We start from the raw sequence: 26923 nt of genomic DNA on the forward strand, positions 1-26923 counted from the left end.
TTTTGGTGGACAAATTTATCTCAGGCTCTTATTTCTAAAGTTTTAAACATGAATATTTTAATTTATGAATCGCGATGTTTATTTTTGTTGAAATTTCCTCTGAATGACTTGGCAAAAAGTTCTACAACCCATCACCCAAAGCAGCTATTACCATCAATTATTGGATAAAGTTCATCAAGAATATGCCAATTATCATTGTTTTCCACCAGAAAACCAAATATTCCGAGCTTTAGAGTTGACGCCTTTTGATGAGGTGAAGGTTGTTGTTTTGGGCCAAGATCCGTATCACGACGATCATCAAGCCAATGGTTTGGCTTTTTCGGTTTCCAACAAAGTGAAAACACCGCCTTCGCTCAAAAATATTTATAAAGAATTATACCAAGATTTGGGTATTGTCCGCAACTCCAACGAATTGGATGATTGGGCAAAACAAGGTGTGCTGCTGCTCAATGCAACACTTACCGTTAGGGCTCATCAGGCCAACTCTCACCAGCATTTGGATTGGGAACAATACACGGATTTTATCATTCAATCGGTTTCTGAAAAGCATGAAAAAATAGTGTTTGTACTTTGGGGAAGTTTTGCACAGAAAAAAGTAAAATTAATTGATGAAAAAAAGCATTTCATCATACAATCTGCGCATCCATCGCCGCTCTCAGCCTATCGAGGATTTTTTGGTTCTCAACCTTTTTCCAAAATCAATGCCTTTTTAAGAGATCAACAAAAGGAAATCATCCATTGGGAAGATGCTGTTGCATCGACCTTGTTCTAATCTGTGTTTTTTTTTATAATTTTTAATACGACACTGTATTTTCTGTCTTCGATGGCAATTTTTTTCGATGGATAAGGATTTAGTTCAACCAATGAAACGATAAGATTGTTAAATTCCACCGAATTTTCGTAACCTTTTTTAACATCGTTCAAGGTAGAGAGTTTTAAAATTTTTGGTCGGGTAAAGATGCCTATCACTTCCACTTCCACGGTCCCTACTCCTTGCCAAATGCATTTTACTTCCTTTGGACATCGGCTGTCTTCAACGATAGATTTAAAAGTAAAATTGGTGTCGAATTCTTTCAGAAAGCGGTTTTCACCTTCTTGAAATGTGTAGGTGTTTTTCATGTTTTTTTCTTCGGATACCGTTTGATTTTTTTGTGAACTTTTATTCTTCCCATAGATTTTTTTTTGAGCCTGGCAGTTCTGGAAAAGACATAAAGCAATTGAAAAAAATACTATTTTACCTATGTTACGGATGGTTGTTTTCATTTTAAATTAGGATTTTAATGAACTAAAAAAAAGCATAATAAACAGTAACCAAAAACATCGCCAAACCAATCATAAAGCTAAACCCCGTGGAGATGAAAAAGCCTACAAAAGCACCTTTTACAGAGTTAAGTGCTTTTTGTTTATCCTTAATATCGTGTAACAATTCGCCAAGAAAAACGCCCAAAAGCATCCCGATGAGAAAACCAAACGGAATGGGAATCCAAATGAAACCAATAAGAGTCCCTATAAAAGAGCCAACGGAACCCCATCGTGTGCCGCCGTATTTTTTATTGGTCCTTGCCGGAACCCAATAGTTGAGGATGCCAGAAGTTATTGTAAGCGCACCAAAAAGCCAAACATAAAGCATCGGCATGTCGTTGCTTGTCCCGAATTTGTAAAGTAAAATTCCTAAAAAACTAACAATAAGCCCGGGAAGAACCGGAAGTACCGTCCCCATTAATCCGATGATTAGTAGAATTAGGCTGATGAAAATGACCAATGATGAATCCATTTTGTGTTTTAATTTGAAAGATAAAAATACGGAAATAATCTTTTCTCCTATTAAATTTCTTATTTTTGCTCTTATGAACGACGAACTGAAGAATACCAAAGGCCTTTTTAGGACCGTAAGCGACCAGATACATTATCTTATAAAGGATCATGTGGCCGATAATTTCGTTCTTTTGTTGCAGATTTCTGTTAAATTTTTGTTTCTGCTTGGGGTTCTTATTTTGATGAATTACATCATAAAGTTGGCCCTAAACGGTGCTCATTATCTGTTTTCAAAAAAATATGAAAAAGAACCGGTCGTTTTGGCTTTGTATCAAAGTAAAATGCTCAATTCCATTTCTAATTTTTTGGCTTTGCTCTTCACCAAACAATTAATAGATTCTATATTTTACAGACATCCCAAAAGTTATGTTTTTTTAGAAAGGCTGTTCTATGTGTTAATGATTATTGCAGGATGGTTTCTTTACAAAAGAATACTCAATTCTATCGAGCGGTATTTTATCTTAAAAGAAGATTACTATCGGATAACTGGACATAGAGCCATCACTCAATCGCTCAAAATTATTGAGGCCATTATTTTTATTTTCCTTATTGTAACCACCATTTTTGGTATTTCTGCAAGTACCATTCTTGGGTCTTTAACCGCCATGACCGCCGTTATTGTTCTCATTTTTAGAGATACCATTTTAGGAATCATCACCGGTATCCATGTCTCGACTTCCAAAAATCTGAAAGTGGGCGATTGGATTGGGATTCCTAAATACAATATTGAAGGTAATGTGCAGGACATCAGTTTGTTGACCACTAAGATTCAGAATTTCGACAAAACCATTTCCACCATTCCAACCTACGATTTGCTTTCTACTGAAATTAGAAATCATCAAATTATGTACGAAGGAAGCAGTCGAAGAATAAAAAGATCCATCTATTTCAACATAAAATCGTTCAAATTTGTCGATCAAACTTTTTATGAAAAAGTAAAAGACATCAACCTGATTTCTGAATATTTGGATAAAAAACTAAAGGAAATTGCCGAGTCTAAAAAAGGCATTAGCAATGCCAATCGATTGATTAATGGACAGCAATTGACCAACATCGGACTCTTCAGAAATTATGTTTATAATTACCTCAAAAACAACCCAAGAGTCGATGCCGATGAGATTGTCTTGGTGCGCCAGTTGGAGATTTCGCCTCAAGGTTTGCCCTTAGAAATCTACTGTTTTGCCAACAAAGCCGAACTGGTGGATTATGAAAAAATCCAAGCCGACATTTTCGATCACATCCTGACTGCGGCTCAAGAATTTGAGTTGGAAGTCATGCAAACCAGTGTAAAATAATTTTTAATTAAGACCCATATCGTTAACCGAATGACCAAACTCTCTGTTAATATCAACAAAATTGCCACCCTGAGAAATGCCCGTGGTGGCGATGTCCCAAGTGTAACCCAAGTAGCTGTAGATGCCGAAAGATTCGGTGCACAAGGCATTACCATACATCCAAGACCGGATGAAAGACACATTACCAGAAAAGATGTCTATGATCTGAAACCTTTGGTGAAAACCGAATTTAACATCGAAGGCAATCCGCACCGTCCCTTTATCGACATGGTATTGGAAGTGAAACCCGAACAGGTCACTTTGGTTCCGGATGCCGATGATGCGATCACCTCCAATGCAGGTTGGGATTGCGAAAAACATCAGGATTTTTTAAAATCCGTGATTGCTGAATTTAAAAATGCAGGCATCAGAACTTCAATTTTCTTAGACCCCAATCCGGAAATGGTAAAATTTGCCGCCGAAACCGGTACGGATAGGATAGAACTTTATACCGAAGCCTACGCAAAAAATTACAGCATCAACAAAGAAGAGGCGATAAAAGCGTATGTAGAAACCGCTTTGGAAGCCGAAAAATATGGTTTGGGCATCAATGCAGGACACGATCTGAGTTTGGAGAATTTAAAATATTTCTCTGACCAAATCCCAAATTTGTTGGAAGTTTCCATCGGTCACGCTCTTATTTCTGAAGCCTTGTACATGGGATTGGAAAACACCATTCAGGCCTATTTGAAGAGATTGGCAAAGTGGTAGTTGGTTGATGGTTGTCAGTATTTGAAAATGAGACTGTACCTCCATCACTTCATCACTTCATCACTTTATAGCTCCATCACCAAATCTCTTCATCACATTTTAACTTTAATAAATGAACCTATTACATTCAAAAATATACGGAACTGAGCAGACGGGGACACCTCTTTTGGTGTTTCATGGTTTGTTTGGGATGCTCGACAATTGGGGAAGTTTCGGCAAAGAATTTGGAGAACTTTTTCCCACCCATCTTATGGATCTCAGAAATCACGGGAAGTCCTTCCACTCGGAGGAGATGGATCTTGATGCCATGACAGCGGATATCCTGAATTATATGGAGGCCCATGGTTTGGAAAAAATTAATCTTCTGGGGCATTCTTTAGGCGGAAAAGCCGTGATGACATTTGCCATCACTTATCCCGAAAAAGTTGAAAAACTCATCGTGGTCGATATGGCTCCAAAAGCCTATCCACCGCATCATCAAGGCATCATAAAAGCCTTACAATCTGTGGATTTTTCTGTGGTAAAATCCAGACAAGAAGCCGAAGGAATTCTTTCTGAATACATCCATGAAAAATCGGTGATTCAGTTTTTGGCTAAAAACCTGTATTGGACCGAAGAGAAAAATCTGGCGTGGAGGTTCAACCTAAAAACATTGGCCGAGAAATACAACGATTTTGTGGCTTCGGCGATAAAATTTGGTCAATTTTCCGGGGAAACTTTGTTTTTGGGTGGTGCAAAATCCAATTACATTTTACCTCAAGACGAATTTCTCATTAAGCAACAATTCCCCAATTCGAAAATCATACACATTGCCAACGCCGGACATTGGGTTCAGGCAGAAAACCCTAAGGATTTTAATCAGGCTGTAAAAGATTTTTTAGTTCGGTAGCCTAATAGGAGATTAACATACTATTAATGCAAGCTCAGGTGCTTGCATTTTTTTTTATCTCATAAATAATTACTGCAAAGATTGTTATGGTTATGTTGTTGCTTTTTTTAGTTTGTTAAAATTCATAATTTGTTAAAATTTAGTTAAAATATTTTCTGTCGGATGAATCTAGTTTTGCAGGAACTAAATAAACGATATGAAAAGAATTTTCACAACTGTTTTTCTTTGTGCAGCTTTGTACTTTCATGCACAGACAGGAACTGTTTCTGGTAACATTAACGATAACTCTAAAATTGCTTTGCCCGGTGCCAAAATTACTTTAACACCAGGAAACATTTATACGGTTTCTGATGATTTCGGAAATTTTATTTTTCTTAATGTTCCAAATGGTCAATATACCATGAAAGTGGATTATCTGGGATATGGTACAAAAGAGTATAACCTGAAGGTAGAATCTAATCAAAATACGAGTCAGAATATTGTTTTTGATCCAAAAGAAAAAGAAATTCAAGAGGTGAAATTGTTTGGGTTCAACCTTCAAAATCAAGCGAGAGCACTTAATAAACAGAAGAGTAATCCTAATATTACAAACATTATTTCTGCAGATCAGATGGGTAAATTTCCAGATTCTAACATCGGAGATGCATTGAAAAGAGTACCCGGGATTACCATGCAAAATGATCAAGGCGAAGCCAGAGATATCATCATAAGAGGTCTTTCGCCAGAACTCAACTCTGTAACCTTAAATGGAAACAGAATACCGTCTGCAGAAGGCGACAACAGAAGAGTTCAGATGGATCTTATCCCTTCGGATATGATTCAATTGGTAGAAGTAAACAAAACGCTAACTTCCGACCAAGATGCAGATGCTATCGGCGGATCTGTAGAATTGGTTACCAGAAGCGCATCTGATAAGGAAAGAATATCTTTAACAACAGCCTCTGGTTATAACCCAATAAGAGAAAAGGCACTTGTGAATACCAGTTTCGTCTATAGTAACCGATTTTTTGATAAAAAATTAGGTCTTGTCCTTAATGGTTCTTATAATAATAATATCTACGGATCTGATAATGTAGAAGCAGTTTGGGCGAAAGACGATGCGGGAAATGTGTACATAGAAGAAATGGACATCAGGAAATATGATGTGCGTAGAGAAAGAAAAAGCTTCGGTGCCGATTTGGATTTTAAGTTCAATGAAAAAAATAAAATCAGATTTTCTGCTATGTACAATTGGAGAGACGATTGGGAAAATAGATACAGAGAACGCATCAAGAAGATTACACCAGAATATGCGGATGCTGACGAAACCATTATCTCTGGATTTAAAGGGAGAATAAATCGTCAAACCAAAGGAGGTATCAATAATAACCTGAATGATAATACGCGTCTTGAAAGACAAATTATGCAAAATTATTCGGTTACAGGGGAGCATGTTTTGGGATCAAAATTAGAAATGAACTGGGGAGCATCTTATTCTAAAGCTTCAGAAAAAAGACCTAATGAAAGATATATTTCCTATGAAGTGAAGGATGTTAAATTCGATAAGAATTTTGACTCACCAGAAGAACCTCTTTTAAAACCAATTTCGCCAGTTGCTCTTAATAAATTTAAGTTACAAGATCTAACCGATCAAAATGGACATACTTTTGAAGAAGAAATTACGGCTAAGGTCAATTTTAGATTGCCGTTTTCAGTTATTGACGGTCAAAAAGGTAGATTGAGATTTGGTGCAAAAGCAAGGTTGAAAACCAAAGAGAGAAATAATGATTTCTTTTCATACAAACCCACTGGCTCTAACATGGATACCATGGACAAAACCAATACTGTATTTTGGTCTGGTGAAAACTTTAATCCAAACTCAAAATACGAACCTGGTTATTTTGTGAGTTCAGAGTACCTAGGGAACTTAGATCTTCATAATACCAACGTTTTCAAACAAAGTACAGAACCATCTGAGTATCTTTTTGCAAATTACTCTGCAGACGAAAAAATCTATGCCGGTTATCTTAGATGGGATCAAAACTTTACAGACCAGCTTTCTATGATTGTTGGGGTAAGACTAGAGAATACTCATACAAACTATTCTGGAAATGTGGTTGAAGATGAAGAAACTCTTACCTCAACTAGAAAATTGAAAAATGATTATACCAATGTTTTACCAAGTTTAGCATTCAAATACACTCCAGTGAATAATTTGGTGCTCAGAGCAGCTTATTCTACAGCATTGGCTAGACCTAGCTACTATAAGCTTTCTCCTTTTGTGGGTGTAATCCCAGATGATAGAGATATTACTGCTGGTAATCCCAATCTAAAATCGTCATTCGCACATAATTTTGATGTAATGGGAGAGTATTACTTCAAGTCTGTTGGATTATTTTCTATTGGTGGTTTCTACAAAAAAATTAATGATTTTATCTATGATTATAGAGACCAAAATTTTAATCATGAAAAATTTGGACAAATATTCCCGGATCTTCCCAATACTTTAACTCCAGGGGATAAATACACCTTCCTGCAACCTAAAAATGGAGAATCTGTTAATGTTTATGGTTTCGAAGTAGGGGTACAAAGACAATTGGATTTCTTGCCTGGTTTCCTAAAGAATTTGGGAGTTTATGCCAACTATACCTATACCAAATCTAAAGCTAAAGGAATTTATAATGAAGATGGAGATCTAAGAGAAGGAATTATGCTTCCTGGTACTGCGCCTCACATGTTCAATGCTTCGCTTTCTTGGGAAAATAAAAAGTTCTCTGCTAGAGTTTCTCTTAATCACACCGCCTCTTACTTAGATACTTTGGGTGGTTCAGATTTTGAAGATCGATTTTATGATAAACAGACTTTCTTAGATGCCAATGTTTCTTACTCTGTAAATTCTTGGATAAGAATATTTGTAGAAGCTAATAATCTTACCAATCAACCTTTAAGGTATTACCAAGGTGTTGCCTCCAGAACAATGCAGATGGAGTATTATAAACCTAGATTTACTGCTGGTCTAAAGTTTGATTTTTAATAATTTAAAACAATGAATAAAATACATCAAAAAATCAGTTGTTTACTCATCGCTTTCACTTTAGCGAGTTGCAGTAGCCAAGGCATTCTGTCTAAATCTGATCGATTAAAACCCGTTTATATTACAGAAAAAGTAAACCACGATACCGATGATCCTGCAATTTGGATTCATCCCACAGATCCTAGCAAAAGTTTGATTCTTGGCACAGATAAAGAAACAACGGGTGGATTATTTGCTTACGACCTTACCGGAAAAATTGTGAACAAAGTCTTGAATATTAAAAGACCCAATAATGTCGATATCAGATATGGATTTGATTTGAATGGGAAAAAAATAGACATCGCTGCACTTACAGAGAGAGAAACCAATAGGGTAAGAATCTATTCTTTACCTGATCTTACAGAAGTTGGTTCGTTTTCTGTTTTCGATGGTGAACAAATGAGAGACCCAATGGGGATTTCCCTCTATAAAAATCCACAGACCCAAGAGTTTTTTGCTGTGGTAGGAAGGAAAAATGGTCCCTCAGGAACCTATCTTTGGCAATATAAACTGACTGTTCAAAACGGAAGAATCGGCGCTGAGGTGGTAAGAAAATTTGGTAACTACAGCGGACTGAAAGAAATAGAAAGCATTGCCGTAGACGATGAGTTAGGCTTCATTTATTATTCTGATGAAGGTTTCGGTGTGCACCAATATTATGCAGATCCTCAAATGGGAAATCAAGAGCTTTTGGTGTTTGGGAAAGGCGATTTCAAAGCTGATGTAGAAGGGATTTCAATTTATCCAACTTCAGAAAAAACAGGATATATTTTGGTGTCCAATCAACAAGCAGACTCGTTTAATGTCTATCTTAGAGAGAATCCAGCAAAAGGGAGAATTGCCGAAATCCCGGTTTCTACCTCAGAAAGTGACGGCTCAGAGGTTACTGCGGTTAATTTAGGAGAAAAATTCCCGAAAGGTATATTCGTAGCCATGTCTAATGGTAAAGTTTTTCACATCTATGATTGGAGGGATCTACAGTCTAAAATCCCTACAATAAAATAATTTCATTTTTTTTTACTTTTTTACAAAGCCTTGTTTCATGTATGTTGAAGCAAGGTTTTTTAGTTATATTTGCACTAAGAGTAATTTTTATGGTATTAGTGACCGGTGCTACTGGGATTTTGGGTCGAGTGATTGTTTTGGATTTGCTGAAACAAGGTAAAACCGTTCGTGCAACCAAAAGACCCAGCTCAAATGTAGAAGAAGTCAGAAAATCATTTGCCTTTTATACCGAACAACCCGATTATTATTTTGATAAAATAGAGTGGGTAGATTGTGATTTTGAAGATATACATTCTCTAGAAGCCGCTGTAAAAGGCATTTCAGAAGTCTATCATTGTGCCGCCAAAGTCAGTTTTCATCCCAAAGACAAAGAGGAAATGTACCAAACCAATATTGAAGGAACCAAGCAATTGTTGTACGCTTGTCAAAATTCATCGGTTACAAAATTTTGCTTTATATCTTCTATCGCTGTTTTGGATGGGGTGAATGATGTGGGCGAAATGGATGAAGATTCAGATTTTAATTCCAAATTAGAACATTCGGCGTACGCCAAATCCAAACATTTTGCAGAAATGGAGGTGTGGCGAGCTTCTGCCGAAGGACTAAAAGTGGTCATCGTAAATCCCGGTGTCATCATCGGTTCCGGAAATTGGAACTCCAGCTCTGGAGAATTGTTTGAAAAACTTCAGAAAACTCCTTTTTCTTTTAGCGGTTCAACATCTTATGTCGATGTTCGGGATGTATCAAAAATTGCGGTAACATTGATGGATCAAGAAGTTTTTGACCAAAGATTTATCCTGGTTTCAGAAGCTAAGAAAATCTCAGAAGTAGCCAGTTTTGTAAGGGAAAATACAGGGTTGGGTACGGTAAAGGTTTTATCCAATTCCATTTTAAAAATCGGTGTTTTTCTCAATGCCATATTGGGTTGGGCCTTTCCAATTTTTAGGTTGATGAACAAAGTCAACATCGAAGCTCTGACTTCTAACAACAAAATTTCCAATAAAAAAATCATCAATCAATTGGACTATCAATTCATTCCGGTCATGGAAAGTTTGAAGTTTCATTTGAGCAATTATACTAAAAAATCCTAATGAATTTTACCTCATTTATCCATAAAAATGCCGATGTCTATCTTAGAAAACCGGCTTTAGGCTTCAAGAAAGACAACGAATGGAAAGAAATCAATTGGTCGGTTTTCCGTACCATCGTTTGCAAAACAGCCAATGCTCTTAGAGAACATGGCATAAAAGAAAACGACAAAGTAGCCATCTATTCTGAAAACTGCGCCGAATGGATTTGTTTTGACCTTGCCGTTATGGCTCTAGGTGCAGTAACAGTGCCGATCTATGCCACCAACAATCAAGATCAGGCAGCTTATATTTTGAACGATTCTGAGGCCAAAATTATTTTGGTGGGCAACCAAGAACAGTACGATGCTGCTTTTGAAATTATACAGAAATCTCAATTTCTAGAGAAAATTTTGGTCATCAAAAAATCCGTATGGATTAAGAAAGAAAATACCGAGTATCTGGAAAATTTTATGAAACCGGCTTCAGAAAAATTTGAAGTGGTCGATAGAAATGACGATGACATTGCAACGCTCATCTACACTTCAGGTACTACTGGAGTCCCAAAAGGAGTGATGCTTACCCACGGAAATTTCCAAAAATGCGTCGATTCTCATTTTGAATTTTTCAAATTCGATAATTTCGTAAACGAACATTCTTTGGCTTTCCTTCCACTAACCCATGTTTTCGAGAGAAGTTGGACATTGCTTTGCCTTTACGGTGGAGCCAAAGTTTCATTTTTAGAAAACCCAAAACTCATCGCTCATGCCTTAACCGAGGTAAAGCCGAGTTTGATGTGTTCGGTACCAAGATTTTACCAAAAAATATACGGCGGTATCCAAGAAATGGTAGCTTCGGGATCCGATTCTAAAAAGAAAATTTTTAATTGGGCATTGAAAATTGGCGGTGAAGTGGCAGAGTTGCAGAGAAAAAATCAGTATATACCTTTTGTTTTAGGCATCAAAAATAAAATCGCCAATGCCATGGTGTTCTCCAAAATCAAGAATAAATTGGGTGGAAATCTTTGGTTTATGCCTTGTGGTGGAGCGTCTATCTCTGCAGAGGTGACAAAGTTTTTCGATGCCATGGGAATCCACATCACCGTTGGCTACGGACTTACAGAAACTACGGCAACGCTTACGGCTTTTCCTTTTAAAAATTATGAACACGGAACGGCAGGAAAACCTCTTGGCAATACTCAAATTAAAATTGATGAAAACGATGAAATCCTTGCAAAAGGCGATGGCATCATGAAAGGATATTACAACAAACCCGAAGAAACGGCAAAGGTTTTTACAGAAGACGGCTGGTTCAAAACGGGTGATGCCGGTAAATTTGATGAGAGTGGAAACCTCGTGATCACCGATAGAATAAAGGATCTGATGAAAACTTCCAACGGAAAATACATAGCGCCACAACCGATAGAAAACTTGCTCTCCAACAACAATTACATACAACAGGTGATGCTGATTGCCGAAGACAAACCTTTTGTTTCTGCATTGATCGTTCCTAATTTTGAATTTTTACAAGAAAAATTAAAGGACTTGAATATCCCATTCACCGATTGGAAGTCGATCATTGATTTGCCTAAAATAAAGGAGTTGTATAAAGAAAAAATTGACGAAGTACAACAATCGCTTTCCGGTGTGGAAAAGGTGAAGAAATTTATTCTGATGCCTACAGAATTTGAGATTTCTTCTGGCGAAATTACCCCAACATTAAAAATTAAAAGAAACATCGTTTTACAGAAATACCAATCCCTGATTGATGAGATGTATGCCTAATTTTTTTTGAATTTGATTTTTTTTAAACCCAACCATGACACAAGAGTTCACATCAAATAAAGAATACAAAATTTTTTCCGCAGAAGCTTCGGCATCTTGCCCCAGCAACATCGCCCTGATAAAATATTGGGGAAAATATGCTAACCAAATACCGGCAAACCCAAGCATTTCCTACACCCTGAACCGTTGCAAAACCATCACCAAAATGGAGTTTGTGGCTGGTGAGGATTTTTCTGTTCAGACTTTTTTGGCAGGAAATGAAGAGAAAAAATTTGCAGAGAAAATAGAAAAATATTTCAAAAATATCGAAGTGTATCTCCCTTGGATTCTCAAAGGAAAGTACATCATCCGAACAGAAAATACCTTCCCACACTCTTCCGGAATTGCCAGTTCGGCATCCGGTTTTGGTGCCATTGCCCAATGCTTGATGACTTTGGATAACATTTTCGCTTCAGAAAACCAACAACCAACAACCGACAACCAACAACCATCAACCAAAAAAGCATCTTTCCTTGCCCGTTTGGGATCCGGTTCGGCGTGCAGAAGTTTGTACAACGGATTGATCGTTTGGGGCGAAACAGAAACGGTGAATGGCAGTTCAGATCTTTTTGCCGTGCCGTATCCTGAAGACGAAATCCACCCGAAATTCAAGAAATTTAACGACTGGGTTTTACTCATCCACGAAGGTCAGAAAACCGTTTCTTCCACCGTGGGACACGGGTTGATGAATACCAATCCTTATGCTGAAAGAAGATTTCAGGAAGCCAAAGAAAATTTTTTCTTGCTGAAAGACATTTTGAAATCCGGAGATATGGAAAAGTTCATCCAACTGGTAGAGCACGAAGCGCTCACCCTTCATGCCATGATGATGATGAGCGAACCGGCTTTTATCTTGATGAAAACCGGAACTATGGAAGTCATCAACAAAATTTGGGAATACAGAAAAGAAACCCAAAATCCCGTGTTTTTTACATTGGATGCTGGTGCCAATGTCCATGTGCTTTTCCCTGAAAATCAAAATGCAGAAGCCATCAAAAATTTTATCAACACAGAACTTCTTCCGCATACCCAAAACGGTGGAGTGGTGAAAGATGTGATGAGGTTTTGATACTAAAATAGCATTTTTTTAGGAGCTATTTCCTGCTTTCCGTTGCAATCTTTTGTTCGTGCCTCACAAAAGGATTTTCACTGCAATCAGGACTAGGGACTCTCGATAAATTGAGACTTTTAGACAGTTCTGAAGGTAACACATTTTAATTGCTGAGGAGAATATCGGCGAAGATATCATCATTCACAATCAATTAAAATTTAATGAATTAAATCAATATCATGACACAAGAAGCTAAAAATTTAAGAAGAACTAAAATTTTGAAAGGTCTTGAAAAAGCCTATGAAAAAATGATAGAATTCAAAAAAGAGAAAAAAAGTAAAATTGTTGTCATTCGTGAGGACAAAATCGTAATGCTAAATCCATAATATGGGCTATTGCTAATAGGCAGTTAGAAAAAATCCTTACCAAACTATCATCATAAATTTTAGTAAAATTTTCCCAAATTGGGAATTAGTTTATATCTTTGTCAAAAGAAAAATAATTGAGAGTTATAGCAAAGAAAATATTACGAGAGTTTTGGGAACAACATTCTGATTGTGAACAACAACTGAAATCGTGGTATCTAGAAGCTGATAAAGGAACTTGGAAAAATTTAAATGAATTAAAAAATGAATATCCAAGTGCAAGTATTTTAGAAGATAACAGAGTTTGTTTTAACATAAAGGGAAATAATTATCGTTTAATTGCGAAAATTAATTTTAGTTATCAAATGATTTGGATTCGATTTATCGGAACTCATGCTGAATATGATAAAATAGACGCAAATAAAATTTAAAAGGATGAAATTAAAACCAATAAAAACAGAACAAGATTATTTTCAAGCTTTGGAAAGACTTGAATTAATTTTTGATGCAAAGCCTGAAACAAAAGAAGGTGATGAATTGGAAATTTTGGGAATATTATTAGAAAAATATGAAGACGAACACTTTCCAATGGAACTTCCGGATCCAATAGAAGCAATTAAATTCAGAATGGAGCAATTAGATTATTCTCAAAATGATTTAGCTGAAGTGATTGGATTAAAAAGTAGAGCTAGTGAAATTTTGAATAAAAAGCGAAAGTTATCTTTGGATATGATTCGTAAACTGACAGAAAAATTACATATTCCATCAGAAGTTTTAATTCAAGCATATTGAAAAAAAGGACTTCTACTAATAACTAAGTTTTCGTTGGGCATGAAATGCCAAAACTGAAATAAACATTCACCGAACTCAATAAAAAAACAATAAGAATGAGGTAAAGCCCTGTTTAACGGAAGTTTTTGGAAACTTTTTCAGCAGGGTTATGGGTTTACCGACAAAAGATTTTAAAGAATAGGAAGAGACTGTGAGAACGGTCTCTTTTTTCAGGCTAGTATTGGGTGGGTTTTGCTAATCTCCAATAGCTTATTTTACTGATTGATAGTAAGTTATTTTTTTCATGTACTAAATCATCATTTAGTTGAATCTTAGAACTTAGGAAGTCGTAATGCTAAAGAATTAACCGTATTCTTTCTTATCTTATATCAATGTTGGGCCTTTCACTTTACTGTACATTTGCATAAAAATAAGCGTATGAAAAAGTTTGAATTAGGAATTGGGATGTTTGGCGATTTGGCTTTAGATGAAGCAACCAACAAATATGCCGATGCCGGACAAAAATTACAAGAAATACTTAGCGAAATACAATTGGCAGACCAACTGGGTTTAGATGTCTTTGCCTTGGGCGAACACCACCGTCCAGATTATGCGGTATCTTCGCCAGAGATGGTGCTTTCGGCTGCTGCTGCTTTAACCCAAAACATCAAACTGATGTCTGCCGTTACCGTGTTGAGTTCTGCAGAACCGGTGAAGGTTTATCAGGATTTTTCAACCTTAGATCTTATTTCTAACGGAAGAGCCGAGATCGGTGTGGGTCGCGGAAGTTTCACCGAGTCTTTTCCGCTTTTGGGCTACGACCTGAACGATTATCACGAACTTTTCGAGGAAAAATTGGGTTTGTTGCTCAAAATCAATAATCAAGAAAATGTAACTTGGCGTGGGAGGTTAAGAGCTCCTATGATAGACCAAACCGTATATCCAAGAGCGGTGAATAACGGAAAACTACCCATTTGGATTGCTGTAGGCGGTACGCCAGAGTCTGTGCATCGTGCTGCTCGATTGGGTTTGCCTCTGATTGTTGCCATCATCGGGGGTATGCCAAAGCAGTTTCAACCTTTGATGGACTATTACAAAAAAGAATACCTCCGTTTCGGACACGATCCCGAAGCCATGCAAATAGGGATTCATACCCATACTTTTGTGAGTGAAGATCCTGAAGTTGTAGAAGGATATTTCAAAAATTATGCTTCTCAAATGGATAGAATTGGTAGAACTCGCGGTTGGTCGCCTTACACAAAAATGCAATACGACGGAGGCAGAAGCCGAGAGGGTGCTTTGTTTATCGGTAATTCTGAAGAAGTTGCCGAAAAAATAAATGCAGTGAAAGAAATGTTTGGACTTACCCGATTTATCGGTCACATGGATGTAGGTGCGCCCAACCACGATCTGATGATGCAAAGCATTGAACTGTTTGCAACGAAAGTAAGAGAGCGGTTATAAAATATTTTTTCTAAATTACCTCAAAGTACATAATAAAAATAGTAACAGCAAAATAATCAGCTACTTAAACCACATAGAAACATAGAATTATTACAAAAAAAGTTATATAGTTACACTTAGTATCCGTCAAAGACGGATTTCTATTGTGTACTGCTAGTATTTATTTTTGCAAAAACGAAACTTTCTATGTACCTATGTGGTTATAATTAAGCTATTCTATTTTTTATCATGTATTAAAAAATTGCATAAACACTAAACACCAAACACCAAAATGAAACTCCACCACATTGCGATTATTTGTTCGGATTATGAGCGTTCTAAAAAATTTTACACAGAGATTTTAGGACTCAAAATTCTTCGTGAAGTGTATCGAGAAAAGCGACAGTCTTGGAAGTTGGATCTGGGAATAGAAGAGGACTATGTCATCGAGCTTTTCTCATTTCCCAATCCACCACAAAGGCCATCCAGACCAGAAGCTTGCGGTTTGAGGCATCTGGCTTTTGGGGTAGATGATGTTGAGGCGAAGAGGAAGGAACTTCAACAAAAAGGTTTAGCATGTGAAGAAATTAGATTGGATGAATTCACAGAGAAAAAATTCTTTTTCACCCAAGATCCGGACTACTTGCCGATAGAGTTTTATGGGTGAAAATGCTTGAAATTTCTACAACTTTTGTGTGTTTTTTGTCTAAATTCCATCAAACAAACTATTTTAATCAATTGTAAATGTCCATTTGAAAACAATTAAAGCTGCCCGAGTTTGGACAGCTTTAATTTTATTTTGAAATACGGTTTATTTTTCAATAGAAGGATGTTCGTTGTTCTTATTTTCAAATTGTGAGTAATCGGTGTCTTTGGTTTTTCTAGAAACAAAAGCAGCTCTGAAAATTCCTAAGGCCAATCCCAATATGCTGAAAATTTCAAACAAGAAAATACCGGTACTGTTTTGCGAAAAAAAATAGCAAATTCCACCCAAAATAGATCCTATGATCCATGAAATGAGTACTGTTCTAATGAAATTTAAACTCATACTGTTCGGTTTAGTCGAAGGAAACTTTTAACAATTCAATGGTTTTAGCAGGATCTTCTGTTGAAAATACGGCATTTCCGGCAACCAAAACATCGGCACCTGCATCAAAAAGCTTGGAAGCATTGTCCAGATTTACTCCACCATCAACTTGGATCAATGCAGTAGAATTGTTGGACACGATCAAATCTTTGGTTTCCTTGATTTTTTTATAGGTATTTTCAATAAATTTTTGTCCACCAAAGCCCGGATTCACGCTCATTAACAATACCAAATCTACATCTGCAATAATATCTTCCAACATCAAAACAGGAGTCGAAGGATTGAGGACAACGCCAGCTTTTGCTCCTTTGCTCTGTATCAAATTGATGGTGCGGTGCAGGTGTGTACAAGCTTCGTAATGTACGGAAACAAGGTCTGCACCGTAATCGATAAATTCTTCAACATACTTTTCAGGTTCCACGATCATCAAGTGGACATCCACAAATTTCTTGGCATGTTGCTGTATGGTTTTCATCACCGGGAATCCGAAGGAAATATTCGGGACAAATCTCCCGTCCATAACATCCACATGCAACCAATCGGCTTGGGATTGGTTCAGCATTTCTATGTCTCTTTGCAGGTTTCCGAAATCTGCAGACAGAAGGGATGGAGCGATTAATTTAGTTTTCATTTTACTTGATATAAATTTAGATCTTTTTATTAATGGTATTTCAAATTCATTTTTGGATTAATGTTGATCAAAGATTCATAGATTAATTGAATGACATTGGCTACATCTTCCTTGGCCACCATTTCTACTGTGGTGTGCATATAGCGCAAAGGTAGGGAAATTAATGCACTTGGAGTTCCACCATTGGCATGTGCAAAGGCGTCGGTATCTGTACCTGTCGTTCTGCTGGAAGCAGCTCTTTGGTACGGGATGTTTTTGGTTTTTGCGGTTTCAATAATCAATTCACGGATTTTGTGATGTACCGTGGGTGCAAAATAGACCACCGGACCTGCTCCACATTTTTGTTCGCCTTCTTTTTTCTTGTCAATCATTGGGGTTGTGGTGTCGTGGGTAACATCGGTAACGATAGCAATGTTAGGTTTTATGGTATCTGCAATCATATCTGCACCGTACAAGCCAACCTCTTCTTGTACAGAATTGGTAATGTATAGGCCAAAAGGTAGTTTTATGTTGTTTTCTTTTAACAATCGAGCCACTTCGGCAATCATAAATCCTCCGATACGGTTGTCCAAAGCACGACAAACAAAGTATCTGTCGTTCATTTCGAAAAATTCGTCCGGATAGGTTATCATACAACCTACTTCAATCCCCATATCCAAAACTTCCTGCTTGCTGGTTGCGCCACAATCGATAAAGATGTTGTCGATTTTTGGTGTGGTTTCCTTTTCATTTCCAATTCGGGTATGGATTGCCGGCCAACCGAAAACGCCTTTTACTATGCCTTTTTCGCCGTGGATGTGTACAATTTTGGAGGGTGCAATCATTTGGTCGGAGCCGCCATTTCGGATGACATAGATCAACCCATCATCGGTAATATAATTGACATACCAAGAGATTTCATCGGCATGAGCTTCTATAACGACTTTGAAAGGAGCCTCCGGATTGATAATTCCGTAGCAAGTTCCGTAATGATCGATTTCAATTTTGTCCACAAAATTTTGTATGTAGTCCATCCAAACTTTTTGTCCTTTGTGTTCGTAACCTGTTGGGGAAGATGTATTTAAATATTCTTCTAGAAAATGAAGAGATTTTTTTTCGAATTTCATAGATAAAAGGAATGATTTTTGCGTTAATTTTTATTGATTTAAAGGGTAAAAATAATGAATTTTAAACAACTCCACTTGATATTTTTTTTGTTTTTGGGTATTTTTATGCATGCTCAAAACGATTCCGCTTTAATATCCAGACCATTGAGTCAGTATCCTGAAGATTTGTTGAAAGTAGATGAATTCGGGAACAAATATTATTATGATGAACAACAGAAAGCAAAAATCTACGAAATAAATGGCGAAACTGTAGTGGTAATGGATGAAATTGTCCTTTTGAATAAACCAAAGTTTAATAACCAACTGGATCAAAATTACTATTTCTTTCTTAATAAAAAACTCAACCGTGTGTATCCGCTTTTTATAAAAGCCTTGGGGCAATACCGCGATGTACAATTGCAAGCGTCTAAGTTGGAGAGTTCGGACAAAAGAAAATACATTAAAACCAAACAGAACGAATTGGCATCGCAATACGAAACTCAACTTAGAGATCTAACCACCACCGAAGGTCGTGTATTTGCAAAATTAATGAACAGAGCAACCGGAAAAACGGTTTACGAAATAATTAAGGAACTGAGAGGCGGTTGGTCGGCTTTTTGGTGGAATGTGAAAGGAAATGTTGCCGATGTGGATATCAAAGAACCTTATGACCCGCATGCCAATAGGAGCGATGCTTTTTTGGAATCCTTACTACGATCCAACTGGAATGTAGGCTATCTGAAACCTTATCCTGGTGCGAGTTCCTATAAAATTTCAAAATAAATTTATCATGAAACCTAAAAAACTATTGACCATTTTTATGCTTTTGTTTCTTTTTACAGATGCATTTGCATGGGGCACAACAGGCCATAGAGTTATTGCCGAAGTTGCCGAAAGAAATTTAACCAAAAGAGCGCAAAGAAAATTGCATAAGATCATTGGCGATCAAAAATTAGCCTATTGGGCCAATTGGCCGGATTTTATAAAATCGGATACCACAGAGGTTTGGAAATCTACAGACACCTGGCATTATGTGAACATTAGCAATGCAAAAGATCTTGCAGAATTTTCTAACTCTTTGCATAATTTGTCTGGATCTAATTTATATACCCAAATCAACACATTGTCTGCACAAATAAAAGACAAGAAAACTCCTTTAAAAGACAAAGAAATAGCATTGCGATTTTTAATCCATATTGTAGGAGATATGGCGCAACCCATGCATGTGGGAAATGCCGAAGACAAAGGTGGAAATTCTATTAAAGTTACTTTCTTTGGTCAGTCGGCAAACCTTCATTCGCTTTGGGATAGCAAATTGGTAGATTATCAAAAATACAGCTATACCGAATATGCAGATGTATTGTTAAGAAAACAGCATGACAAAGATTCCATTCAAGACGGTTCGTTAGAAAGTTGGCTTTACGATAGTCGATTGCAAGCCGAAAAAATCTACGATTATTCTAAGTTGAAAACCAATTATATGTACGAGTACGATTATCGTTTCAACGATTTGCTAGAAAGGCAGTTGTTGTACGGAGGACTTCGTTTGGCAAAAATTCTGAATACCATATTATAAAGCATTCTAAAGAAATAAGGATGAACTCGATACGGGTTCATCCTTTTTTTTGTTAAAATCGTTGTTTTAATTTTTCAAAAACCAAAGCATCGATTGGCAGTGTAAATGGATTTTCTTGATCCAAGGAAATCCACTCAACTTTTTCAATACAAGGATCACGAATGATGAGCTCGTCCTCATCCACCAAATCTGCCGTGTAATATACGGTTAGCAATTGTTCATTTTCACGAAATCTGGACTCTAGAAAGTCTTCTTGAGTATAAAAATGCTGAATATTTTTTATTTTTAAATTCAATTCTTCATCAAATTCACGATGCAAACACTCGATCACGCTTTCTCCAAATTCCAAACCACCACCAGGAAGCTTTAGTAAGGCTTCGCCGGCATATTCTTCATACAAAGCCAAAACTTTTCGGTCTTTTATACAACAAGCATAGATTCGGATGTTTATTTTGTCGATCATATATATAAGGTGTTATTGATTTTTGTAAAGTTAGTGGTTTTTAAGATCTCCATGCATTCAGCATTTCTCTTTTTCCGGGTGGCCCTTGTAGCTTTTCAACCGTCATGCTCAATTCTTTTAGAATTCTTTTTACACTTCCTTTGGAGGAGTAGGTGGTGAGTAAGCTGTTGATATTCATTTTGTTAAATACCATTTCGAACAGTGGTTTTTCCCAAAGATCGGGTTGTACTCGTGCCCCAAAGCAATCGAAATAGACCAAATCTACAGGAGGCATTTCTTTATTTTGAAGTTCAAAAAAGTCACACTCTATTTTTTTGAGATTAAAATTAGGAACAATCTCCACCAATTTTTCCCACTCCACAGCATGAATTTTTTGCTCTATTTCTGTTAAATTTTGTTCACAAAAAAGTGAAGAGTAGTTCAGATTCGATCTCTCGGTCTCATTTATGGGATATTTTTCCAGAGAAAAATAATTGATAACATGATTTTTGTTAGTTTTTAAAAATTCATTAATTGTAACCAAAACATTCAAACCTGTTCCAAAACCAAGTTCTAAAATGTTAATTTCATTTTTATTCAAACGATTGAGTCCATTTTTAATAAATACATGCTCCGCTTCTTGTAGCGCTCCATGATGAGAATGATAGCATTCGTCTAAATCTTTAATATACAGTGTTTTACTACCGTCGTTGGTGGTTTTTATCTCTCTTTCCAAGGCTTTTTTTTTCAAATTTAAACGAAAATTTTGACAATTAAAAAATTATGTTAAATTTGTTCAATACCAATTAAAATTTACAAAATGATAATTCAAAAAACGACCAACCCTCGAATTTCTACATTTGATCCAAAGAATTTTACTTTCGGAAGTGCATTCATCGACCACATGATTATTTGTGAATATGAAGACGGAAAATGGGGGGAAGCGAAATTGATGCCTTATGGTCCACTGCCTTTTACTCCTGCAATGATGGGGGTAAACTATGGACAAGCTTGTTTTGAAGGGATGAAAGCCTACAAAGACGAAGCTGGAGATGTATTTTTATTCAGAGCTCAGAAAAATTTCGAGAGATTTAATAAGTCTGCTAAAAGATTGGCCATCCCAGAAATACCAGAAGAGGTTTTCATTGGTGGACTAAAAGCTTTGGTGGACATGGATAGAGAGTGGGTTCCTGCAGGAATTGGAAACTCTTTGTACATCCGTCCTTTGGTTTTTGCTACCGAAGAGGCTCTAAAAGCTAGAATTTCATCCAAGTACATGTTTGCCATCGTTGCAACACCGGCAAAAAGCTACTATGCAGAACCGGTTTCTGTAAAAATTTCCGATCACTATTCTAGAGCTGCAAGCGGAGGGGTAGGATCTGCAAAAGCTGCAGGTAACTATGCTGCTTCTTTCTATCCAACTCAGTTGGCAAACGAGGAAGGGTATGAGCAAATTATCTGGACTGATGATGCAACGCATGAATATTTTGAAGAAAGTGGAACCATGAATGTTTTTGTTAGAATCAACAACACCATTTACACACCACCAACATCCGAAAAAATCTTGGACGGAGTTACCAGAGATAGCTTTATCGCTTTGGCAAAACACAAAGGAATTGAAGTGAAGGTAGAGCCTGTTGCCGTTGAAATGGTGATTAATGCATACAAAGATGGAAGCTTAAAAGAAGTTTGGGGAGTAGGAACTGCCGTTGTTACCAGCGCTTTCAAAGCTTTAGGCTACAAAGGTGAACGATTAGAATTGCCCATGTTACCAAAAGAAGAAAGTTATGCATTAACCCTTCAAGATGAATTGGTGAACATCCAAAATAACAAAGCCGAAGATCCATTTGGTTGGAGAATTCTTGTTGAAAAGAAATTTTAATACCAAATATCAACAATATTTGAAAGAGCAAGTCCGAAATTATTCGGGCTTGTTCCATTTTACGGATAACCTATTTTTCCGTATTATTGCATTTCTAAATCCAAGATTAATAAATGAAAATTTCAGGAAAAATAATATTAACCCTAGCGAGTATCTCGCTTTTTAGTTGTACCTCAATATATAAGAAAATGAACATAGACAAAGAAATTTACGAAGGTCTTCAGGATGGACTTTATGCCAATTTACAAACTTCCAAAGGAAACATGGTTGTAAAATTCGAAGATAAAAAATCTCCAGTAACCGTAGCCAATTTCATCGGTTTGGCCGAAGGAAAAATTGAAAATACTTCTAAGCCAAAAGGAACTCCTTTTTATGACGGAACCATTTTTCACCGTATTATCAAAAACTTTATGATCCAAGGTGGCGATCCAAAAGGAACAGGAATGGGCGATCCGGGGTATAAATTTGATGACGAGAAAAACAACCTTCAGCACACAGGAAAAGGAATTTTGTCGATGGCAAATTCCGGACCGAATACCAACGGCTCTCAGTTCTTCATCACCGAAGTGGCAACCCCTTGGTTGGATGGAAAACACACCATTTTCGGAGAAATTGTTGTAGGAAAAGATCTTGTTGATGTTATCGCCAATGTAGAAACCGGTGCGCAAGACAAACCAAAAACCGATGTGGTGCTAGAGAAAGTTTCTGTTTTCTCAAAAGGCGATCAATACAAAGATTACGATGCCGCAAAAGTTTTTAACGAAGGTAAAAGTAAAATTAAAGAAGCCAATCAAGAATATTTGGCTAAAGAAGCAGAAGAAAAAAAGAAAAGAGAAGTAGAATTTGCAGCCAATCAATTGAAATTGGTGAACGATTTGAAATCCGATATGCAAGAAACAGAATCTGGACTTTTCTATAAAATTACCAAAAATACAGAAGGTAAAGCACCTAAAAAAGGAGATACCGTTTCTGTACATTATGCCGGGAAATTGGTAGATGGAAGCGAGTTTGATAACTCTTTTAAAAGAGGCGAACCTATCCAAATTCCTATCGGATTGGGACATGTGATCAAAGGTTGGGACGAAGGCATTATGTTGTTGAAAGAAGGAGAAACAGCAACCTTGCTTATCCCTGCCGAATTGGGATACGGTGCTAGAGGTGCTGGTGGCGTGATCCCACCAAATGCTTGGCTGATTTTCGATGTCGAATTGGTAAAAGTAAAATAAATTTTAATCCGGGTTTACCCGGATTTTTTATTCTTTTTCATCTTCTAAATTTGTATTTTTACCCCATGATTACTCAAACAACGATAGACAAAATATTTTCGACCATTCGGGTCGAAGAAATTATTGGCGAGTATGTTCAACTGAAAAGGGCAGGAGCAAACCTAAAAGGACTGAGCCCATTTCGAGACGAAAAATCTCCCAGCTTTGTTGTTTCTCCAAGTAAGCAAATTTGGAAAGATTTTTCCACAGGAAAAGGAGGCAATGCCATATCCTTTCTTATGGAAATTGAAGGATTTACCTATCCCGAAGCCTTGCGTCATGCTGCTAAAAAATACAGCATCGAGATCGAAGAAGACAAAAGAGAACTTACAGAAGAAGAAAAAAAATCCCAAACCGATCGTGAGTTGTTGTACAAAATTCATGAAGTGGCCAACGATTTTTTTCAAAATATTCTTTGGAACGACGACGAGGGCAAAGCCATAGGTCTATCGTATTTCAAAGAAAGGCAACTCTCGGAAGCCATCATCAAAAAATTTCATTTGGGATATTCACCGGAGCTTAAAAATGCCTTCACCCAATTTTCCCTGGACAAAGGTTATACTCAAGATATTTTAGTGAAATCGGGTTTGTCCATTTTTCCTGAAAATGCCCCCAACGGGATCGATCGTTTTAGGGAAAGAGTCATTTTTCCCATTCATAATTATTCGGGAAGGGTTGTAGGTTTTGGAGCCAGGATTTTGAAATCCAATGTGAAAACGGCCAAATATCTCAACTCTCCGGAAACCGAAATTTATCACAAGTCCAATATTCTCTACGGTTTGCACCAAAGCAAACAAGCCATTTCCAAAGAAAATCTTTGTCTTTTGGTAGAAGGGTATATGGATGTGGTTTCCTTGCATCAAGCCGGGATTGAGCATGCGGTGGCCAGTTCCGGAACGGCATTAACTACGGAACAAATTAAGTTGATAAAAAGACTTACTGAAAATGTAACGATTTTATTTGACGGAGATACGGCAGGCATCAAGGCGAGTTTTAGAAGTATCGATTTGCTCCTTCAACAAGGGATGAATATTCGGGTTTTGTTGTTTCCTGACGGACACGATCCCGACTCATTCTCAAAAGCCCATCCACAAGAGTTTGTAGAAAATTTTATTAAAAATGAAGCCAAGGATTTCATCGATTTCAAAGCCGAAATTTTATTAAAAGAAGCCGATAACGATCCCATAAAAAAGGCCGAAGCCATACGCGATATCGTGAAATCTGTAGCTTTTGTGACCAATTCCTTGAAGCAGGAAGTCTATTTGCAAGAGGTTTCTGCCAAGTTTGGGATTAGCCAACAAAGTCTTTTCAACGAGTTGGGAATTCAGAATCAAGTAGCTCATAGCCAGCCACAACACAGGGTTCAGAACCAGGTTCAGCCCAAACTAGAAGTGGTTTCTGAGCAGAATTTTACCATAGAACCTCTCTTGCTTTTAGAAGAAAAACTGGTAGAATTGATGCTGAGATACGGAGATCGAGTGATCACAAGAACCGATCAGGACAACCAAACCTACAAAATTTCGGTGATCGAAGAAATCATACATCATTTTTCTGAAGACGATTACGAACTACAAACTCCACTGAATAAAAAAATTGTGGGCGAAATACAGGATGGACTAAAATCGAACACACTAAGATCAGGTGATTTTTTTGCCACTTTGATGGACGAAGAACTCTCGTCCAAAGCGGCTGATGTCTTGATTGAACAGTACCAAACCAGCGATTGGTCCAAACACAACATCTACTTCAGTAAAGAAGAAGAATTGGTACCCAAAATTATTTCGGATATCATGATTAGGCATAAAAGAGAATATATTGTAAAGTTGATTGATCAAATGAAAAATCAATTGGAAACAACTGAAGACAAGAACGAGATTTATATGAAAATTATTGCACTGTCGCAGTTGAAAAATACTATAGATCATCAAATGTATCGGGTTTTATGACAATTTGGCGCTCACTTTTTCAGGAATGATTTTTGTGGAATAAAAAAATATTTTAACTTTAAAAATAAATTATAATACAATGGATATAAAAAAGGAATTTAGAGATTTTTCTGTGAAACATCTCGGTAATAGTGGTTTGGTAACCGATCAATATATGGGAATTTTTAACCCAACCAATCTTACGCCCTACATCATGGAAGAAAGAAGATTGAATGTAGCACAAATGGATGTTTTTTCTCGTTTGATGATGGACAGAATTATCTTTTTGGGTACAGGGATTGATGACCAAGTTGCCAATATTGTAACGGCTCAGTTGCTGTTTTTGGAGAGTTCGGACTCTAGCAAAGACATTCAAATTTACATCAATTCTCCAGGAGGCAGTGTCTATGCCGGTTTGGGAATTTATGACACCATGCAGATCATTAAGCCCGATGTAGCGACCATTTGTACAGGTATGGCAGCATCTATGGGAGCTGTTCTTTTGGTTGCCGGAGAAAAAGGGAAAAGATCGGCTTTGAAACATTCTAGAGTGATGATCCATCAGCCTTCCGGTGGTGCACAAGGTGTTGCCAGCGACATGGAAATAAACCTAAGAGAAATGCTGAAGTTGAAAAAAGAATTGTACGACATCATCTCTCACCACTCGGGTCAAGATTATGAATGGGTTGAAAAATCTTCGGACAGAGATTATTGGATGACTTCTGAAGAGGCCAAAACCTACGGCATGGTCGATGAAGTTTTGCAAAGATCAACAGAAAAATAATTATTTCTGAACGATACAAAAAATGGTGTTCCTTTTTCGGGACACCATTTTTTATGTTTGAAGTGGATGAATTTCTAAGCGTTAAATCCTTCGATAATTTTAGAGAAATCTTCGATTTTTAGAGCAGCTCCACCGATCAAACCACCATCTACATCGGGTTTGGAAAAAATTTCTTTGGCGTTGTCCGGTTTTACAGAACCTCCGTACAAAATGGAAACCTCCTCAGCCGTTTCTTTACCGTATTTTTCAGCGATTAAATTTCTGATGAAGGCATGCATTTCCTGTGCCTGATCTGGTGTAGCGGTTTCTCCCGTACCGATGGCCCAAACCGGTTCGTAAGCAATCACCACTTTTTTTATTTCTTCTGCAGAAAGGGTAAACAAAGCCACTTGAGTTTGGTTTTTGATGACTTCAAAATGTTCACCTTTTTTTCTTTGTTCCAAAGTTTCGCCGTTGCAATAGATTGGTGTCAATCCTGCATCCAAAAGGGCTTTTACTTTTCTGTTGGCATGGGAGTCGGTTTCGCCATGGTACAATCTTCTTTCAGAATGGGCAACCAAGGCACCGGTAGCTTCTATGGATTCGAGCATATCTACAGACAGTTCGCCGGTATAGGCACCACTTTTGTGTTCGCTAACATCTTGCGAAAATACACCAATTTCATCCTGCTCGTACAAGTCTTTCGCCATCATAAGATACAAAGATGGCGGAGCAATCCACACTTCGCATTGGGTTGAATTTTCTTTTTTATATTCTAATAATTGAGCCATCAATTGTTGTGCATCAATTACATTTTTATTCATTTTCCAGTTTCCGGCAACGATATTTTTTCTCATTTTTCAGATTTATTTTTGGGGTAAATATTTTTTATTAAAACATGACAGCATACAAAATAACAAAATGCAAAACAGAGTCACATA

The 26923-nt window shown here is 37.0% G+C and carries 28 protein-coding genes; 20 read left to right on the forward strand and 8 right to left on the reverse strand.

Going from position 1 to position 26923, the window contains the following annotated elements; translation table 11 throughout:
* The first annotated feature begins 103 nt into the window (after positions 1–103).
* Entirely contained in the window at positions 104–772 is a 669-nt protein-coding gene (locus H9Q20_RS12575) for a uracil-DNA glycosylase (protein WP_124641819.1), read from the forward strand.
* On the opposite strand, the gene H9Q20_RS12580 is transcribed toward H9Q20_RS12575, so the two are convergent.
* Together H9Q20_RS12580 and H9Q20_RS12585 are read right to left on the reverse strand one after the other, a co-directional pair.
* Positions 769–1119, reverse strand: a complete 351-nt coding sequence (locus H9Q20_RS12580; protein WP_124641822.1) for a hypothetical protein — start codon at positions 1117–1119, stop codon at positions 769–771. The genes H9Q20_RS12575 and H9Q20_RS12580 overlap by 4 nt on opposite strands.
* Before the next feature lie 166 nt (positions 1120–1285).
* A complete protein-coding gene (locus tag H9Q20_RS12585) occupies positions 1286–1774 on the reverse strand; it encodes a DUF456 domain-containing protein (protein ID WP_124641824.1) in 489 nt (162 codons plus the stop codon).
* Between the two features lie 73 nt (positions 1775–1847).
* Between H9Q20_RS12585 and H9Q20_RS12590 the strand changes: the two genes are divergently transcribed.
* The 13 genes from H9Q20_RS12590 to H9Q20_RS12650 all read left to right on the forward strand — a co-directional run bounded on the left by H9Q20_RS12590 (position 1848) and on the right by H9Q20_RS12650 (position 15993).
* A complete protein-coding gene (locus tag H9Q20_RS12590; RefSeq protein WP_187477957.1) occupies positions 1848–3110 on the forward strand; it encodes a mechanosensitive ion channel family protein in 1263 nt (420 codons plus the stop codon).
* 30 nt (positions 3111–3140) lie between these two features.
* On the forward strand, positions 3141–3860 hold the full coding sequence (locus tag H9Q20_RS12595; RefSeq protein WP_187477958.1) for a pyridoxine 5'-phosphate synthase: 720 nt from the start codon (positions 3141–3143) through the stop codon (positions 3858–3860).
* A gap of 112 nt (positions 3861–3972) precedes the next feature.
* The gene (locus tag H9Q20_RS12600) at positions 3973–4749 is read left to right on the forward strand and encodes an alpha/beta fold hydrolase (RefSeq protein WP_187477959.1); all 777 of its coding nucleotides are present in this window, start codon (positions 3973–3975) and stop codon (positions 4747–4749) included.
* A 196-nt stretch (positions 4750–4945) separates the two neighbouring features.
* A complete protein-coding gene (locus H9Q20_RS12605) occupies positions 4946–7762 on the forward strand; it encodes a TonB-dependent receptor (protein WP_187477960.1) in 2817 nt (938 codons plus the stop codon).
* A gap of 12 nt (positions 7763–7774) precedes the next feature.
* A complete protein-coding gene (locus H9Q20_RS12610; protein WP_410369581.1) occupies positions 7775–8806 on the forward strand; it encodes a phytase in 1032 nt (343 codons plus the stop codon).
* Positions 8807–8895: 89 nt separating this feature from the next.
* A complete protein-coding gene (locus H9Q20_RS12615) occupies positions 8896–9897 on the forward strand; it encodes an NAD-dependent epimerase/dehydratase family protein (RefSeq protein WP_187477961.1) in 1002 nt (333 codons plus the stop codon).
* A complete protein-coding gene (locus H9Q20_RS12620) occupies positions 9897–11657 on the forward strand; it encodes an AMP-dependent synthetase/ligase (RefSeq protein WP_187477962.1) in 1761 nt (586 codons plus the stop codon). Before H9Q20_RS12615 ends, H9Q20_RS12620 begins: the two co-directional genes overlap by 1 nt.
* A 34-nt stretch (positions 11658–11691) precedes the next feature.
* Positions 11692–12765 carry a diphosphomevalonate/mevalonate 3,5-bisphosphate decarboxylase family protein gene (locus H9Q20_RS12625; RefSeq protein WP_187477963.1) on the forward strand — a complete coding sequence of 358 codons (1074 nt, stop codon included), beginning with the start codon at positions 11692–11694 and terminating at the stop codon, positions 12763–12765.
* 221 nt (positions 12766–12986) lie between these two features.
* Entirely contained in the window at positions 12987–13133 is a 147-nt protein-coding gene (locus tag H9Q20_RS12630) for a hypothetical protein (protein WP_187477964.1), read from the forward strand.
* Between the two features lie 116 nt (positions 13134–13249).
* Positions 13250–13543 (forward strand): type II toxin-antitoxin system HigB family toxin, encoded by a 294-nt coding sequence (locus H9Q20_RS12635; protein ID WP_187477965.1) that lies wholly within the window; start codon positions 13250–13252, stop codon positions 13541–13543.
* 4 nt (positions 13544–13547) lie between these two features.
* A complete protein-coding gene (locus tag H9Q20_RS12640; protein WP_187477966.1) occupies positions 13548–13904 on the forward strand; it encodes a type II toxin-antitoxin system HigA family antitoxin in 357 nt (118 codons plus the stop codon).
* 417 nt (positions 13905–14321) lie between these two features.
* Positions 14322–15347 (forward strand): LLM class flavin-dependent oxidoreductase, encoded by a 1026-nt coding sequence (locus tag H9Q20_RS12645; protein WP_187477967.1) that lies wholly within the window; start codon positions 14322–14324, stop codon positions 15345–15347.
* 271 nt (positions 15348–15618) lie between these two features.
* The gene (locus H9Q20_RS12650; RefSeq protein ID WP_187477968.1) at positions 15619–15993 is read left to right on the forward strand and encodes a VOC family protein; all 375 of its coding nucleotides are present in this window, start codon (positions 15619–15621) and stop codon (positions 15991–15993) included.
* 144 nt (positions 15994–16137) lie between these two features.
* On the opposite strand, the gene H9Q20_RS12655 is transcribed toward H9Q20_RS12650, so the two are convergent.
* From H9Q20_RS12655 to H9Q20_RS12665, 3 genes are read right to left on the reverse strand one after another with little or no spacing between them, the layout of a single operon-like run.
* Positions 16138–16374, reverse strand: coding sequence for a hypothetical protein (locus H9Q20_RS12655; RefSeq protein ID WP_124641842.1), 237 nt, complete (start codon positions 16372–16374; stop codon positions 16138–16140).
* Positions 16375–16384: 10 nt separating this feature from the next.
* Complete coding sequence (gene rpe, locus H9Q20_RS12660; RefSeq protein ID WP_124641844.1) at positions 16385–17044, reverse strand: ribulose-phosphate 3-epimerase; 660 nt, start codon at positions 17042–17044, stop codon at positions 16385–16387.
* 29 nt (positions 17045–17073) lie between these two features.
* The gene (locus tag H9Q20_RS12665; RefSeq protein WP_187477969.1) at positions 17074–18150 is read right to left on the reverse strand and encodes a M20/M25/M40 family metallo-hydrolase; all 1077 of its coding nucleotides are present in this window, start codon (positions 18148–18150) and stop codon (positions 17074–17076) included.
* A 54-nt stretch (positions 18151–18204) separates the two neighbouring features.
* On the opposite strand from H9Q20_RS12665, the gene H9Q20_RS12670 reads away from it, so the two are divergent.
* Positions 18205–18912 (forward strand): DUF4294 domain-containing protein, encoded by a 708-nt coding sequence (locus tag H9Q20_RS12670; protein ID WP_124641848.1) that lies wholly within the window; start codon positions 18205–18207, stop codon positions 18910–18912.
* A 7-nt stretch (positions 18913–18919) separates the two neighbouring features.
* A complete protein-coding gene (locus tag H9Q20_RS12675) occupies positions 18920–19705 on the forward strand; it encodes a S1/P1 nuclease (RefSeq protein ID WP_124641850.1) in 786 nt (261 codons plus the stop codon).
* 52 nt (positions 19706–19757) lie between these two features.
* Here H9Q20_RS12675 and H9Q20_RS12680 read toward each other — a convergent pair whose 3' ends face one another.
* Together H9Q20_RS12680 and mnmD are read right to left on the reverse strand one after the other, a co-directional pair.
* Positions 19758–20168 (reverse strand): NUDIX domain-containing protein, encoded by a 411-nt coding sequence (locus tag H9Q20_RS12680; RefSeq protein ID WP_124641852.1) that lies wholly within the window; start codon positions 20166–20168, stop codon positions 19758–19760.
* 40 nt (positions 20169–20208) lie between these two features.
* Positions 20209–20883 (reverse strand): tRNA (5-methylaminomethyl-2-thiouridine)(34)-methyltransferase MnmD, encoded by a 675-nt coding sequence (gene mnmD, locus H9Q20_RS12685; protein ID WP_187478620.1) that lies wholly within the window; start codon positions 20881–20883, stop codon positions 20209–20211.
* A gap of 84 nt (positions 20884–20967) precedes the next feature.
* Here mnmD and H9Q20_RS12690 point away from each other — a divergent pair, with 84 nt between their 5' ends.
* From H9Q20_RS12690 to clpP, 4 genes are all read left to right on the forward strand, one after another.
* A complete protein-coding gene (locus H9Q20_RS12690) occupies positions 20968–22029 on the forward strand; it encodes a branched-chain amino acid aminotransferase (protein WP_124641854.1) in 1062 nt (353 codons plus the stop codon).
* Positions 22030–22217: 188 nt separating this feature from the next.
* Positions 22218–23255 carry a peptidylprolyl isomerase gene (locus H9Q20_RS12695; RefSeq protein WP_124641856.1) on the forward strand — a complete coding sequence of 346 codons (1038 nt, stop codon included), beginning with the start codon at positions 22218–22220 and terminating at the stop codon, positions 23253–23255.
* Positions 23256–23320: 65 nt separating this feature from the next.
* Positions 23321–25240 (forward strand): DNA primase, encoded by a 1920-nt coding sequence (gene dnaG, locus H9Q20_RS12700; protein WP_124641858.1) that lies wholly within the window; start codon positions 23321–23323, stop codon positions 25238–25240.
* A gap of 79 nt (positions 25241–25319) precedes the next feature.
* Complete coding sequence (clpP, locus tag H9Q20_RS12705) at positions 25320–26003, forward strand: ATP-dependent Clp endopeptidase proteolytic subunit ClpP (protein ID WP_124641860.1); 684 nt, start codon at positions 25320–25322, stop codon at positions 26001–26003.
* Between the two features lie 74 nt (positions 26004–26077).
* Here the strand turns inward: clpP and tpiA are convergent, their stop codons facing one another.
* Entirely contained in the window at positions 26078–26839 is a 762-nt protein-coding gene (gene tpiA / locus H9Q20_RS12710; protein ID WP_124641862.1) for a triose-phosphate isomerase, read from the reverse strand.
* Positions 26840–26923: the final 84 nt, after the last annotated feature.

The sequence above is a fragment of the Amniculibacterium sp. G2-70 genome, from assembly GCF_014353055.1.
Taxonomy (GTDB): domain Bacteria; phylum Bacteroidota; class Bacteroidia; order Flavobacteriales; family Weeksellaceae; genus Amniculibacterium; species Amniculibacterium aquaticum.

Excerpts from the sequence above, each read along its gene's own strand:
- H9Q20_RS12575 (WP_124641819.1), top strand. The coding sequence starts at position 104 with ATGACTTGGCAAAAAGTTCTACAACCCATCACCCAAAGCAGCTATTAC.
- H9Q20_RS12580 (WP_124641822.1), bottom strand. The coding sequence starts at position 1,119 with ATGAAAAACACCTACACATTTCAAGAAGGTGAAAACCGCTTTCTGAAA.
- H9Q20_RS12585 (WP_124641824.1), bottom strand. The coding sequence starts at position 1,774 with ATGGATTCATCATTGGTCATTTTCATCAGCCTAATTCTACTAATCATC.
- H9Q20_RS12590 (WP_187477957.1), top strand. The coding sequence starts at position 1,848 with ATGAACGACGAACTGAAGAATACCAAAGGCCTTTTTAGGACCGTAAGC.
- H9Q20_RS12595 (WP_187477958.1), top strand. The coding sequence starts at position 3,141 with ATGACCAAACTCTCTGTTAATATCAACAAAATTGCCACCCTGAGAAAT.
- H9Q20_RS12600 (WP_187477959.1), top strand. The coding sequence starts at position 3,973 with ATGAACCTATTACATTCAAAAATATACGGAACTGAGCAGACGGGGACA.
- H9Q20_RS12605 (WP_187477960.1), top strand. The coding sequence starts at position 4,946 with ATGAAAAGAATTTTCACAACTGTTTTTCTTTGTGCAGCTTTGTACTTT.
- H9Q20_RS12610 (WP_410369581.1), top strand. The coding sequence starts at position 7,775 with ATGAATAAAATACATCAAAAAATCAGTTGTTTACTCATCGCTTTCACT.
- H9Q20_RS12615 (WP_187477961.1), top strand. The coding sequence starts at position 8,896 with ATGGTATTAGTGACCGGTGCTACTGGGATTTTGGGTCGAGTGATTGTT.
- H9Q20_RS12620 (WP_187477962.1), top strand. The coding sequence starts at position 9,897 with ATGAATTTTACCTCATTTATCCATAAAAATGCCGATGTCTATCTTAGA.
- H9Q20_RS12625 (WP_187477963.1), top strand. The coding sequence starts at position 11,692 with ATGACACAAGAGTTCACATCAAATAAAGAATACAAAATTTTTTCCGCA.
- H9Q20_RS12630 (WP_187477964.1), top strand. The coding sequence starts at position 12,987 with ATGACACAAGAAGCTAAAAATTTAAGAAGAACTAAAATTTTGAAAGGT.
- H9Q20_RS12640 (WP_187477966.1), top strand. The coding sequence starts at position 13,548 with ATGAAATTAAAACCAATAAAAACAGAACAAGATTATTTTCAAGCTTTG.
- H9Q20_RS12645 (WP_187477967.1), top strand. The coding sequence starts at position 14,322 with ATGAAAAAGTTTGAATTAGGAATTGGGATGTTTGGCGATTTGGCTTTA.
- H9Q20_RS12650 (WP_187477968.1), top strand. The coding sequence starts at position 15,619 with ATGAAACTCCACCACATTGCGATTATTTGTTCGGATTATGAGCGTTCT.
- H9Q20_RS12655 (WP_124641842.1), bottom strand. The coding sequence starts at position 16,374 with ATGAGTTTAAATTTCATTAGAACAGTACTCATTTCATGGATCATAGGA.
- rpe (WP_124641844.1), bottom strand. The coding sequence starts at position 17,044 with ATGAAAACTAAATTAATCGCTCCATCCCTTCTGTCTGCAGATTTCGGA.
- H9Q20_RS12665 (WP_187477969.1), bottom strand. The coding sequence starts at position 18,150 with ATGAAATTCGAAAAAAAATCTCTTCATTTTCTAGAAGAATATTTAAAT.
- H9Q20_RS12670 (WP_124641848.1), top strand. The coding sequence starts at position 18,205 with ATGAATTTTAAACAACTCCACTTGATATTTTTTTTGTTTTTGGGTATT.
- H9Q20_RS12675 (WP_124641850.1), top strand. The coding sequence starts at position 18,920 with ATGAAACCTAAAAAACTATTGACCATTTTTATGCTTTTGTTTCTTTTT.
- H9Q20_RS12680 (WP_124641852.1), bottom strand. The coding sequence starts at position 20,168 with ATGATCGACAAAATAAACATCCGAATCTATGCTTGTTGTATAAAAGAC.
- H9Q20_RS12690 (WP_124641854.1), top strand. The coding sequence starts at position 20,968 with ATGATAATTCAAAAAACGACCAACCCTCGAATTTCTACATTTGATCCA.
- H9Q20_RS12695 (WP_124641856.1), top strand. The coding sequence starts at position 22,218 with ATGAACATAGACAAAGAAATTTACGAAGGTCTTCAGGATGGACTTTAT.
- dnaG (WP_124641858.1), top strand. The coding sequence starts at position 23,321 with ATGATTACTCAAACAACGATAGACAAAATATTTTCGACCATTCGGGTC.
- clpP (WP_124641860.1), top strand. The coding sequence starts at position 25,320 with ATGGATATAAAAAAGGAATTTAGAGATTTTTCTGTGAAACATCTCGGT.
- tpiA (WP_124641862.1), bottom strand. The coding sequence starts at position 26,839 with ATGAGAAAAAATATCGTTGCCGGAAACTGGAAAATGAATAAAAATGTA.